Here is a 13030-nt window from a genome sequence, read left to right as displayed (position 1 = left end):
GCCCCGGAGGAAAGCACTGCGTTTTCAGGGGGTGTACCGCTTCAGATAGAGCTGTTTGCCCGATTCCTGCGCCAGCCACAGGCGCCCGTGCTCTCCGAAGCCCGCGAGACGCGGGTTGTCGAAGGTGTGGGGGTAGTCGGAGTCGGGGTTGACGGTGACCCAGACGCGCTCCAGGCACCAGGCGGGGCGGTGGCCGGCGGGCTCGAAGCGGAGATGGACCGGGTAGCGGTCGAGGTCGTCCGTGTCCAGCTGCGGGCGGCGGGGGTCGTTGCGACCGGGGTGCTCCACGTTGGAGTCCTCGCCGAGCACGAAAATCCAGTTGTCCCCGCGCTCCAGGCCGCCACTGGTGTCGACGGCGTTCAGGAGGAACTCCCGGCCGGCGAGGCCGAGGTAGACCCAGCCGTGGGTGCCGGCACGCGGGACGTCCGCCGTCCGGATGTGCGCCTCGATCTTCTTGATGTCCGCCACCTTGATCCTCCTTTTCCGCCGACGCCTGGTGGGCGTGCACGATCTGTCCGGATTATTCCATCGGGAGGGGAGTTCGAACCTGAAATTCATGAACTCGGATTGACGGCGAAACGAAATTCACGACCGAGGTACGACTATCGGCCCACATCCCGACTCTCCCTCGTCCGTCGACGCCTCGACATCTGACCGGCCTCAGCCCGGAGATACTGATGATTCTTGATTCCTGCACTTACTCGTCTCCCACAGACGCGCGCCGGGCGCGCGAAGCCTGACACGCTCCCTCAACCTGAGGAGGACAACCGGGCACACGTTTCCAGGGCCGCCGACGGGACACCATGAAGCAAGCCGATCAATTCGACCCGATCGGCCGGGAATTCCCCCGCGGAAATCAGCGAGCAGGATCGCCGCCGAGTCATTCCTTCTAGGAGGCCCGCATGTCCCGCCGGCAGCATTCCTCGTTCAGCCACGCCCTGCGTCGAATCGTTCATGCGACGGAGGACCTGGTGGACGACACCCTGGATCGAGCCGGTGACTTCGAGCGCGGAATGCGCCACTCGATCAGCCGCGCCTTCCACGACGGTCCGGACTACGACCACCACGGCCACGGCCACGGCCACGACGGCTGCCACCACGGCCACCGGCCGCACCCCGACGACCGGGACCACGACCACCGGCCGCACTCCGACGACCGCGACCACCACGGCCACCGGCCGCACCGCGAGGACCGGGAGCGGGACCACGACACGAATGAACTCCGCTCCCTCAAGGACCAGTTGATGCACCTCGCCCGCCGGATCGACCGGCTGTCCGGTGACGACCGCTGACCGCGGGGCGGCCCGAACCGCCACCCGTCGGTCGCCGACCGGCCCGCCCGGTGCCGCACGGCGGCGCGCATGGTGAGCGACGGCCGGGGCCGACTGCTGATGCGGACCCTCGCCCAGCTGGCCGGTCAGGAGGCGGCACGCGCGGTCAGACCACACCGGGGGCCCTCGGACGGAACGGACACCGCGGCCGTCCGGCGCGCCCGGGACCTGCGGGCCGCGCTGGAGAAGCTGGGCCCCTTCTACATCAAGGTCGGCCAGATGCTGGCCACCCGCCCCGACATCGTCTCCCAGGAGATGATCGACGAGTTCGAGAAGCTCCAGGATCAGGCCGCTCCGGCGCCCTTCACGCAGTTCGAACCGGTCCTGACCGAGGAGCTCGGTCCGCTGTGGCGGCGCGGCTTCCGTGACATCGACACCGGCAACCCGCTGGGGACCGCCTCGCTGTCGCAGGTCTACCGGGCCGAGCTGCACTCCGGTCGCGAGGTCGCGGTGAAGATCCAGCGGCCGGGGGTACGGGAGACGGTGACGGACGACATGAAGCTGATGGGCTCACTGGCGCGCTTCGGGGCCCGCCGCGCCCGCAGGTTCAACGAGGTCATCGACGTCGAGGCGATGCTGGGCGTGGTGTTCGACGCGATGCGGCCCGAGCTCGACTTCGCCATGGAGGCCCGCAACATGGCGGAGGCCGCCAAGGCGGCGGAGGACTTCGAGTACATCACCGTCCCCGAGGTGGTCCGGGCCACCCAGCGGGTCCTGGTGCAGAGCCTCGCTCCGGGCAAGCCGATCCGTGAGGCGGACCGCGACGCGTTCAGCGCCCAGGAGCGCGCGGCAATCGGGCGGGACCTCCTGGCGTTCATGTACCGGGGCTTCTTCGTCGACCGGGTCTTCCACGCCGACCCGCACCCCGGGAACGTCTTCGTGCACCCCGGGCAGCCGGCCACCCTGATCGACTGGGGCATGGTGGGCCGCATCGACCGGCCGATGAGCACCAGCGTCCTGCTTCTGCTGCTCAACCTGGCGATGAACGACGGCGCCGGCACCGCGCGGGCGTGGATCGACATGGGCAGTACCACCTCCTGGACCAACGCCTCCGCGTTCGCCGGGGACATGGCCGCACTGGTACCCCAGATCGCCACCGCCTCCCTGGAGGACCTCAACTTCGGCGTGACGCTCACGGCCGTCCTCCAGCACTCCACCAGGCGCGGCATCCGCACCAGCCCGATGGTCTCCGTCCTCGGCAAGTCCTTCGCCAACATCGAGGGCTCCATCCGGCACCTGTCGCCCGAGACCTCGATCATCGACGTGTTCTCCGAGGAGCTCACCGGCATCGTGATCGACCTCGTCAAGGAGTCCCTGGCCCCCCAGCAGGCCGTGCGCACCGCATTGGAGATCATCACCGCCGGCGCCGCCGCGCCCCAGCAGCTGCGTGGTGTCACCCGGGACCTGTCCAACCGCGACCTGACGATGCGGATGACCCTGAACGGGCAGCGCGCGAAGCGCCGTGACCCGGCGTTGAGCCTGGGTGCCGCCGAGGTCGCGCTGACGCTCGGCGCCGCCCTGCTCTGGCGCCACCAGTCGAAGTCCCGCTGAGCGGCTCCCCCGCACGCCCCCACCGAGACCGCAAGGAGCCCCGGTGAACCCCGACGCCCCCACCGCCGACGTCCTCGACCCGCCCCGCCTGCGCGCCCGCATCGACGCCGTCCTCACCCGGTTCCTCCGGCAGGCCCCGACCACCACGGTGCCCACCCAACGCGGCTCGGCCCGCGAACTCGCCACGGCGCTGGGGGACTTCGTCCTCGCCCCGGCCAAACGCATCCGGCCCGTGCTGTGCGTGCTGGGCTGGTACGCCGCGGGCGGCGGCGGGGAGGAGGAGCGGGTCCTGCGACTGGCCGCCAGCCTGGAGCTCTTCCACGCCTTCGCCCTGATCCACGACGACATCATGGACGCCGGCGAGACCCGCCGCGGACTTCCCACCGCCCACCGGTCCTTCGCCGCCCGCCACGCCGACCGACGCGACGCGGACGCTTTCGGCACCGGCGCCGCCATCCTCCTCGGCGACCTCGCCCTGGTCCGCGCGGACGAACTGCTGCACACCGCACAGCTCACCGGGAGCGAGTACCGGGCCGTCCTGCCGCTGATGGACGCGATGCGCGCCGAACTGGTCCACGGCCAGTACCTGGACCTGCTGACCACCGGAGCCATCACCCCCGACATCGAGTGCGCCATGGCCGTCAACCTCTACAAGACCGCGAAGTACACCGTCGAACGGCCCCTCCAGCTGGGCGCCTCCCTCGCTGGGGCCGACGACGCCGTGCTGCGCGCCTGCTCCGCCTACGCGATACCACTGGGCGAGGCGTTCCAGCTGCGCGACGACCTCCTGGGAGCCTTCGGCGATCCGCGACTCACCGGCAAGTCCGCCTGCGAGGACCTGCGGTCCGGCAAGGCCACCGTCCTGATGGCCCTGGCCGTGCGCCGGGCCGACCACGGCGAGAGGGCGCAGCTCGCCCGACTGGTCGGCGACCCCGGTCTCGACGAGGCGGGCGTGACGCGGGTGCGCCGGATCCTCGACGGCACCGGGGCCCGCGAAGCCGTGGAGCGGATGATCGCCGACCGCCACGACGACGCCCTCGCCGCCCTCGACCGGGCCGGGTTCCCCGCCGAGGTCTCCTCCGTCCTGCGCCGCCTCGCCATGACCGCCGTCCACCGCACCGCGTGACGCGACACCGCCGCCGACCCCGCCGCGCAGGAGGAACAGTGCACACCCCCGCCCTCGACACGCTGCCGTTCTACTGCCCCATCGCCTCCGCCATCCACCCGGACGTCGACGCCGTCGAGCGCCGGGCCCACGCCTGGCTCGACCGTACGGGGCTGTGCCCGACCGAGGTGTCCCGCGCCTGGACCGTCGGCACCAACAGTGCCGAGTTCTTCGCCCGCTTCGCCCCCGACTCGGACCCCGACCGCCTGTGGGTCGCCGCCTGCTGGGTCTACTGGGGCTTCGCCTTCGACGACGCGCGCTGCGACGAGGGCCCCCTCGCCGCGGACCCGGCGGGTTTCGCCGCGATGGCCGGACCCGTCCAGCGAGCGCTGGAGCTGCCCGGCCCGCTGCACACCGACGACTTGTACGCGGCGGCGCTGCACGACATCGGCGAGCGTTTCCGGGCCTGCGCCGGGCCGGTGCAGAACCGGCGCTTCCACCGTGCCCACCGCGCCTGGCTCTCCGGTGTGCAGTGGCAGATCGGCAACCGCGCCACCGGCCGCATGCCGGACCTGGACACGTACCTGAGCATGCGTCTGCACTCGGCGGGTGGCGAGCCCACCTACGCCATGCTGGAGATCGCCGACGGCATCGACGTCCCGGCCGCCGAGATGGATTCCCCCGCCGTGTGCGCCCTGAGCGAGATGGCGGCGCTGGTCGCCGCCCTGGACAACGACCGGCACTCCCACGCGAAGGAGGCCGGCCGAGGCCAGACCGATCAGAACATCGTCACCGTCCTCATGGCACAGCACGCCCTCTCCCCCCGGCAGGCCGTCCACGAGGCCGTCGCCCTGCGTGACGCCGTCCTGGACCGGTTCCTCGCCCTGCGCACCGAGGTGACCCGTCACGCCGGCTCCGACCTGCGGCGCTACCTCGACGGCCTCGGCCACGGCATCCGCGGCAACATCGAATGGGGCCTGCGCGTCCCGCGCTATCTCAGCCTGCGCGACGCCGCGTCCCACCCCGGCGCCATCGCGGCCCCCGACCACCTCCCGTGGGCCGACGCACCGTTGACCGGCACCGTCGACCCGCGCCGCCTGCCCACCCTCTCCTGGTGGTGGCAGGACCTCTCCCGCTGACCCACCCCTCGGTGGAGCGCCCGTCCGGTCACTGTCAGGGCGCGGAGTGCGGCACCCTCCCGGCCCCGAGCGGGAGCCGGATGGCCAGGGCGACGGCGGTGCGCACGACCGGCGTGGTCATGATCCCGGCGACGCTGGTGCGGCCGGCGATGTAGGCGTCGAGGCGGTGCCACGCCGGAGGCAGCCTGGTCAGGGCGGTGTGGACGAGACCGGGGCCGCGGGCGAAGAGGTCCATCAGCGTGCTGCTGGCCCGCATCTCGACTCCGAGGACGTCATCGATCTGTCGTCCGTAGTGGTCGGTCGCGGTGCGCGTCTGCGCCTCGTCGGAGGCTGCGACGATCCGGGCGGCGGCGTGGCCGGCCAGGCTCCCCGAGCGCAGGGCGTAGGAGATGCCCTCGCGTGACCAGTGGTCGAGGAGGGCCGCGGCGTCGCCGGCGACCAGCACGCGCCCCCGGGCCAGGGGCGAGCCGGGGCGGCGGCACCGGGTCAGGTGGCCGGTGTCGTGGAGGGGGCGGGGGCCGAGAAATCCGTGGCGGCCGAGGAAGTCGTTCTTGTAGGTGCGCAGGTCGGCGGGGTTGCCCCGGGCGGCCACCACTCCGGCGGTGCAGACGTCCCCTTTGGGGAAGACCCAGCCGAAGGAGCCGGGCAGCGGACCCCACTCCATGAGGAGGCGGCCCCGCCAGCGGTCGGCCGTCCGTTCGTCGACCGGCACTTCGGCCTCCAGTGCGAGGTCGACCTGGGTGCAGCTCACCCCCACGTACCGGGCGACCCGGCTGGCATTGCCGTCGGCGCCGACGAGGGCCCGGGCGCGGAGGGTCTCGCCGCGACCGGTCTTCACGGTGATGATGCCGCCTTCCTGCTCCAGAGCCGTCAGCGCGGTGTTGTCCCGGACCTGCGCACCGGCCGCGGCGGCAGCCTCGGTCAGGGCCGCGTCGAACTCACTGCGGAAGACCATGGCGATGGTCGGGGACGCGGAGACGAGGGTGCGTTCCCTGCGGCCGTTGAGGCTGAAGGTGAACCGCGCCGCCGTGTCGTGGACGTTGAGGGCGAGGCCGGGAGGCAGGGCCGCCAGGGATGCTCCGATGAGTCCGCCGCCGCAGGTCTTGTAGCGGGGGATGGCGGCCCGTTCCAGGAGCAGCGTGCGGCAGCCGTTCTCGGCGGCGACGCGCGCGGCGGTGGCACCGGCCGGGCCGGCTCCGACGACGATCACGTCCCAGGTACCGGCCGGGCCAGTGGGGTGGGAGGGAGGGGGCATGCGGTGGCCGCCTAACGGTCGCCGGTCGGGCGGGTGGGGCCGTCAGTCGTGGACGGCTGACGTGGCGTCGCTCCGCCCCTGGTCGGGGTGGAGGCGGGCCAGGAGGTAGCGGGTGAGGGCGGAGGCCGTCGGGTGGGTCCACATCACCGTGGTGGGGATGTCAAGGGCCAGTTCGCGTTGCAGGCGGTTGCGCAGGGCGATGGCCATCAGCGAGTCCAGGCCGATCGTGACCAGGGACGTGTCGGCGTCGAAGCGGTCGGTTCCCAGGTGCAGGACGGCGGCGATGTGTTCGACCACGCGGGCCCGGAGCAGCTGCTGCCGCTGCCGGGGGCTGTCCGTCTCCCGCAGGGACTCCAGCAGGGCGTTGCGGGTGTCGGCGGAATCCGTGCCCATCGCCGCGGAGGCCGACTCGGCGAAGAAGGCGGTACGGCCGGTGGCGGGGTAGGACTCCAACCACCGCGGCAGATCGGCGGGGGTGTAGGCGGTGCGGTGGCGGTCATGGGAGAGGATGCGTTCGAGCGCGGCGACGCCCTCGTCCGGCGCGATCATGGCGAAGCCGCGTTCCTCCATCCCCGCGCCGCGGCCGACTTCCGCCCAGGGCCCCCAGTTGACGCAGTGGGCCGGCAAGCCCTGGGCCCGGCGCCAGGAGGTGAACTCGTCCAGCCAGGCGTTGGCGGCCGCGTAGGCGCCCTGTCCGGGGTTGCCCAGCAGGGACGCGGCGGAGGAGAAGTTGACCCACCAGTCCAGCTCCTGGGCGACGGTGGCCTCGTGGAGCAGCCACGCCCCGGTCGCCTTGGGGCGCCAGACCCGCGCCAGGAGGTCGGGCGTGAGGTTCGCGACGGTGGCGTCCTCGACGACGGCCGCGGCATGGACGACGCCGCGCAGCGGGTGTCCGGTGGCCAGGGCGGCCCGCACCAGGGTCTCGGCGACGCCCGGCTCGGCAAGGTCCCCGGTGACGACCTCGACGCGGGTGCCGAAGTCCGCGGTGACGGCGTTCAGAGCCGTGCGGGTGGCCGAGGTCGGGACGGTGCGTGAGGTGAGCACCACGGCCGCCGCGCCCCGCTCTGCGAGCCATCGGGCGACCAGGAGCCCCAGGCCTCCGAGCCCGCCGGTGACGAGGTAACTCGCGTCGGGCCGGACCACGGAAACGTCCTCGGGACGCACGGGCAGGGTGTCGGTGCCCTCGGTGGGCCAGGTGAGGACGAGCTTACCGGTGTGCCGGGCGGAGGCCATGGTGTGGAAGACCGACGACGCTTCGGCCACGGGGTGCTCGGTGACCGGCAGCAGCGGCAGGGTGCCGTCCGCGAGCATGTCCGTGAGTCGGCGGTAGCCCTCGGCGAGCAGGTCCGTTCCCTGCCGCATCATCATCAGGACATCGACACCGGCGAAGGTGACGTTGCGACGGAACGGCAGCAGCCCGAGCCGGGTGTTGGCGTAGATGTCCCGTTTGCCGAGTTCGAGGAAGCGGCCCCGGTGCGCCAGCAGGTCGAGACCGGCGGACTGCGCCGCGCCGGTGAGCGAGTTGAGGACGACGTCGACGCCGCGGCCGTCGGTGAGGTCGCGCACCTGGCCGGCGAAGTCCAGGGTGCGGGAGTCCATGACGTGTGCGACGCCCAGTCCGCGCAGGTAGGCCCGCTTGGCCTCGCTGCCCGCGGTGGCCAGGACCTCCGCGCCGAGCGCTCGCGCCAGGTTCAGCGCGGCCAGACCGGTGCCGCCGCTCGCGGAATGGATGAGCACCTTCTCCCCCGGCCGGAGCCGGGCGAGGTGGCACAGGGCGTACCAGGCGGTCAGGTAGGCGCACGGAAGGCCGGCGGCGTCCTGCGGCCGCACCTCGTCGGGGACCGGCAGCAGGCAGTCGGAGCGGACGGTCGCGGAGGAGGCCATGAGGGCAGGCTGCGCCTCGTCCACGAACATCGCGGCGACGCGGTCCCCGACCCGAACGTTCCGCACCCCGTCCCCGAGGGCGGTGACGGTGCCCGCGCCGTCGAACGCGCAGACGTCCGGGCGTTCGTCTCCCGCGTCGAAGCGCTGGTAGACGCCCATGGCCTGGAGCACGTTGATGAAGTTGACGCTGGTGGCTTCGAGGCGGACCTCGACCTCGCCCGGCCCGGGCCGACGGCCGGGTCGGCCGACGAGCTCGAAGGAGTCCAGGTCGCCGGGGCGCGTGACCCGCAGTGCCACCCGGTCGCGCCCGCGGTGGACGGTGGTGTGACGGCGCTCGTGCTCGTCCAGCGGGGAGTTGCGCAGCCGGGCCAGGTGGCGTGTCCCGCTCCGATGGGCGATCTCGTCCTGGTCGTCGGGGCAGGACAGCAGCTCTGCCGCCACCTCCGTGGCCGACGTCCGCCGGTCGACGTCCAGGATGGTGGGGCGCAGCTCGGGGTGTTCGTAGCTCAGGACCCTGACGAGGCCGCGCAGGCCCGCCTGCGCCAGGTCCGGCCGGTCTTCGGGGACGACCTGCTGAGCGGTCGAGGTGACGGTCCACAGCCGGGGCGCGGCTCCGCCCTCGCTGCTTCGGGCGAGTGCGCGCGCCGTTTCCGCGAGGTGGGCGACCTGCTCCCGTGCCCGGCGGTCGGGAGAGGCGCCATCGGGTCCGGTGCCGGATGCCGGGAGGTACACCACCGCCCGTGGTGTCCGGCCGTCGTCGGCGAGCAGTGGCGGAACCTCGCCGTCAGCGGAGATCGTGTGAACGAGCACGGTGGCGTCACGGGCCTCCAGGGCCGCCCGAAGGGCGCCCGCGTACGACTCGCGCCCGGTTTCCGCCAGGAGGATCAAGGTGCCGGTCGCGGCGCGCGGAACCGGGTGCTCGCAGGGCTCCCAGGACGCCCGGAACAGGCGGGCGGAGAAGCGCTGTTCCGGGCTCTCGGCGGGTATGTGACGGAACTCCACCGCGGTGGCGTCGGCGGCCACGGAGCCGTCGTCGGCCCACAGCCGGAAGTCCGCCGTGTACCGGTCGCCGTCCGTGCCGGTGAGCGTGACCAGGCAGTACCCGCTGAGCGGCAGGGTGCCGTACAGCCGCAGCTCTCCGATGCGTCGGGGCAGGATGCCTCCGGCCGGCACTGCCCCGGTGCGCAGCACGGCTGCCGCGACGGCCTGGAGGCAGGTGTCGAGCACGACGGGGTGGCAGTGGAAGGCCGGGGCTCCGGCCCGGCCCTCGTCGGGTACCCGGAGGCGGGCCAGGAGGCGGGCCCCGGGCCGGTCCGCGGGCGCCCCGTCCGTGGACAGGGCGTGGAGGCCGAGGAACGGCCGACCGTGGTGGACGCCGCGTTCCTCGCGCATCTGCCGGTAGACGTCGGCCGTGTCGAGGGTGTGCGGGAATTCCGTCGCCAGGTTCCGCGGATCGCAGCCGTGCGGGGCGGGTCCCGGCTCCGGCACGAGGTGCAGGGACGCCTGGGCGTGCTGGACACGGGTGCCGTCGGGGGCGGTGCTGACCAGTCGCCAGCGGGCGGTGTCCTGGGCGGCCGCCTCGGCGGTGGCGGTGACGGGTGTGCCGTCGGGCGTCGGCAGCAGCAGCCGCTGGAGGTCGATGCCGGTGAGGCGCAGGCGTTCCGGACCGGCCGTGTACAGGTCGGTGGCGGCGGCGACGGCCATCTCGCACAGGGCGGCGCCGGGCACCACGACGACGTCGTCGACCCGGTGGGCGTCCATCCAGGGCAGCGTCGTGGGCGTGATCCGGGTCTGCCACAGGTGGCGGCCCTCGCCGTCGGGGTCGTCGGTGTGCGGTCCGGTGAGCGGGTGGGGGCGGCGGCCGTCCGGCTGCCGGAGCGGGGAGGGGCCGACGACGTACCGGACGCGTTCCCAGGTGGTCGGCGGGACGTCGGCCAGCGTGCCGCTGCCGTAGCGTTCGGCCCAGTCCAGCGGGTGGCCGGCGCAGTGCAGCGCCGCCACGTGGGTGTGGAAGGCCTGCGCGTCGTCGGTGTCGCGCAGCAGGGAGGGCACCACGACGCCGTCGCCGTGGCCGTACGCGGTGAGCGTGGCCTGCACCGGGTGGGCCAGCACGGGGTGCGGACCGATCTCGACGAACAGCCGGTGGCCGTCCTCGGCCGCGGCGCGCACGGCGTCGGAGAACCGCACCGTCCGGCGGAGGTTGTCCGACCAGTAGGACGCGTCGAAGGCCGGGGCCTGGCGCGGGTCGTCGGTGACGGTGCTGTAGAACGCCGTGTCCGGCGTCCTGCCGGTGACCTCGGCGAGCGCGTCGGCGAGGTCGCTCAGGACGGGATCCATGTGAGCGGTGTGCGAGGCGACGTCGACCTCGACCACCCGGATGCCGATCCCCCGGGCGTCCCAGTCCTCGGCGAGCCGGCGGATGCGGTCGGTGTCCCCGCCGACGACGGTGTTCTCCGGGGACGCGACGACCGCGACGCCGACCCCTCGCACGTCCTGTTCCTCCAGCAGCCGTTCCACCTCGGCCCGGCCCAGGCCGATCGATGCCATCAAGCCCCGCCCGGCGGCCCGCAGGATCAGCCGGGAGCGCCGGCAGATGACCCTGACGCCGTCGTCGACGGTCAACGCTCCCCCGACCACCGCGGCGGCGACCTCCCCCATGGAGTGGCCGATCACGGCCGCCGGCTCGACGCCGTGGGAGCGCCACATCGCCGCCAGCCCCAACTGGACGGCGAAGATCACCGGCTGCACCCGGTCGAACCCGGTCACCACCTCGGGATGGCACAGGGTCCGACGCAGGGAGAAGCCGGACTCCTCGGCGACCAGGGGTTCGAGTTCGTCGATGACGCGGGTGAACTCCGGGTCGTGGTCCAGCAGTCGCCGGCACATTCCGGCCCACTGCGAGCCGTGCCCGGAGAAGACCCACACCACGCCCGGTCCGGTGTCCGGCACGGCCCTGCCCGTCACCACCCCGACGGGAGCCTCCGTGCCGGCGGCGAGTTCCTCGAGGCGCGCCACCAGTTCCGGCCTGCCGGTGGCGACGACGGCGGCGCGTTCCCGGGCCGGTGAACGGCGCACGGCCAGCGTGTGCGCCACGTCCCCCAGCGGTACCCGCGCCCCTGCGCCCCTCAACCACTGGGCCAGGCGCCCGGCCGCGGCCCGAAGAGCCACGGAGGTGCCCGCCGAGATCGGAAACACGCGGAACTCCTGGCCGCCCGGGACCGGTCGGGACCCGCGCACCGGAACGGCGGTGATCACGCGCCGGGAGGGCGGGGACTCGGGTGCTCGCTCCAGCACGACGTGGACGTTGGTGCCGCTGATGCCGAACGAGGAGACGACGGCCAGCGGCGTCCGGCCCCGAACCGGCCACTCGGTGCTCTCGGTGGGCACGAACAGCCGCGTGCCGCGGGGATCGATCTGCGGGTTCCAGCCGCGGAAGTTGAGGCTGGCGGGCACCACTGCGTGCCGCAGCGAGGCGATCGCCTTGAGCAGGCCGGCCACACCCGACACCGGCTCGGTGTGTCCGATGTTCGTCTTCACCGAACCCAGCGCGCACCGGCCCCGGCCCTTGCCGTAGACCGCGGCCACCGCCGCGAACTCGATGGGGTCGCCCACCGCCGTGCCCGGGCCGTGCGCCTCCACCATGCCGACGTCACCGGCATCGACACCGGCACGCGCCAGCGCCATGCGGTACAGATCGATCTGGGCGGGCTGCGAGGGCGCGCTCAGACGCGTTCCCCGGCCGTTCTGGTTGACCGCCGTACCGCGCAGCACCGCCAGCACCCGGTCCCCGTCCCGTACCGCGTTCGCCAGACGCTTGAGCACGACCACACCGCAGCCCTCCCCACGGACGTAGCCGTCGGCGGCGGCGTCGAAGGCGTGGCAGTGGCCGGTGGGAGAGAAGACGCCCCACAGCGCGGGAGCGACGGCCCCCTCGGGCCCCAGGGCGAGCATCGCGGCCCCGGCCAGGGCGACGTCCGACTCACCGCTGCGAAGACTCTGGCAGGCGGAGTGCACGGCGACCAGACCGGACGCACAGGCGCTCTCGACGACGACCTGGGGGCCCCTCAGGTCCAGCATGAAACCCAGGCGGCCGGGTCCGATGCTGTCGAAGCCGGTGTACATCGCGTAGGCGTCGATCTCTTCCAAGGGTCGCTGCACACGAAGCATGTAGTCCTTCTGGTAGACGCCGAAGAACAGGCCCGTCCGCGTGCCCGAGAGCCGGTGGGCCGGAACTCCGGCGTGCTCGATGGCCTCCCAGGCGACTTCGGCCAGCAAGCGGTGCTCCGGATCCACCCAGGGCGCTTCCTGCGCGTTGATGCCGAAGAACTCCGGCTCGTAGGCGTAGACGTCGTCGTCGAGGAAGCAGCCGTAGCGCAGCCGGGCCGCCACCTGGGCGGGGAGGCCCGCGAGTTCCCTCTGTTCCCATCGCTCACGGGGCACCTCGCGCACCGTGTCCCGACGCGCCATCAACAACCGCCACAGCGAGTCGAGGGAACGGGCCCCACCGGGGAACCGGCAGGCGGCTCCGATGACCGCCACCGGTTCGTCCCGCCCCGCGTCGGGCTCCATGGCACCGGATCGCACATGCACGGCCTGTCCGCCCTTCATCCACCACGACGAACCCGGGAAGGCGACCGACTCTTGGCAGGCTCCTCGAGGCATTCCGCGTTGACCTTGTGACACCCGTTGTTTCGGCACACGACGGAGGCAGCCGCAGGGCGCGTCGCCAGCGGGTGGTTGCATGTCGGGGAGCGTCAACAACCTG

Annotated in this window: 7 protein-coding genes; 4 read left to right on the top strand and 3 right to left on the bottom strand. The window is 72.9% G+C overall.

The genetic code is table 11. The features are described 5' to 3' along the window. Window positions 1-24: 24 nt before the first annotated feature. Window positions 25-468 carry a hypothetical protein gene (locus ACZ5OX_RS31885; RefSeq protein WP_465634812.1) on the bottom strand — a complete coding sequence of 148 codons (444 nt, stop codon included), beginning with the start codon at window positions 466-468 and terminating at the stop codon, window positions 25-27. Window positions 469-902: 434 nt separating this feature from the next. Here ACZ5OX_RS31885 and ACZ5OX_RS31880 point away from each other — a divergent pair, with 434 nt between their 5' ends. From ACZ5OX_RS31880 to ACZ5OX_RS31865, 4 genes are all read left to right on the top strand, one after another. Further along, window positions 903-1292, top strand: a complete 390-nt coding sequence (locus ACZ5OX_RS31880) for a hypothetical protein (protein ID WP_465634811.1) — start codon at window positions 903-905, stop codon at window positions 1290-1292. Window positions 1293-1361: 69 nt separating this feature from the next. After that, entirely contained in the window at window positions 1362-2882 is a 1521-nt protein-coding gene (locus ACZ5OX_RS31875; RefSeq protein ID WP_465634809.1) for an ABC1 kinase family protein, read from the top strand. A 43-nt stretch (window positions 2883-2925) separates the two neighbouring features. Continuing rightward, complete coding sequence (locus ACZ5OX_RS31870; protein WP_465634807.1) at window positions 2926-4008, top strand: polyprenyl synthetase family protein; 1083 nt, start codon at window positions 2926-2928, stop codon at window positions 4006-4008. A 38-nt stretch (window positions 4009-4046) separates the two neighbouring features. After that, window positions 4047-5126 (top strand): terpene synthase family protein, encoded by a 1080-nt coding sequence (locus ACZ5OX_RS31865; protein ID WP_465634805.1) that lies wholly within the window; start codon window positions 4047-4049, stop codon window positions 5124-5126. Between the two features lie 34 nt (window positions 5127-5160). Here the strand turns inward: ACZ5OX_RS31865 and ACZ5OX_RS31860 are convergent, their stop codons facing one another. Both ACZ5OX_RS31860 and ACZ5OX_RS31855 read right to left on the bottom strand, forming a co-directional pair. After that, window positions 5161-6381, bottom strand: a complete 1221-nt coding sequence (locus ACZ5OX_RS31860) for a geranylgeranyl reductase family protein (protein ID WP_465634803.1) — start codon at window positions 6379-6381, stop codon at window positions 5161-5163. Window positions 6382-6423: 42 nt separating this feature from the next. After that, window positions 6424-12834: an SDR family NAD(P)-dependent oxidoreductase gene (locus ACZ5OX_RS31855; protein WP_465634801.1), complete on the bottom strand. Its 6411-nt coding sequence runs from the start codon at window positions 12832-12834 to the stop codon at window positions 6424-6426. Window positions 12835-13030 lie beyond the last annotated feature (196 nt).

It is taken from the genome of Kitasatospora sp. NPDC032121 (assembly GCF_055580145.1).
Note: the sequence above shows the minus strand (reverse complement) of the source record. Positions and strands in the feature narration are given on the sequence as shown.

Coding starts and splice junctions, on each gene's coding strand:
- ACZ5OX_RS31855 (WP_465634801.1), bottom strand. CDS start 12,834: ATGGAGCCCGACGCGGGGCGGGACGAACCGGTGGCGGTCATCGGAGCC.
- ACZ5OX_RS31880 (WP_465634811.1), top strand. CDS start 903: ATGTCCCGCCGGCAGCATTCCTCGTTCAGCCACGCCCTGCGTCGAATC.
- ACZ5OX_RS31875 (WP_465634809.1), top strand. CDS start 1,362: ATGGTGAGCGACGGCCGGGGCCGACTGCTGATGCGGACCCTCGCCCAG.
- ACZ5OX_RS31860 (WP_465634803.1), bottom strand. CDS start 6,381: ATGCCCCCTCCCTCCCACCCCACTGGCCCGGCCGGTACCTGGGACGTG.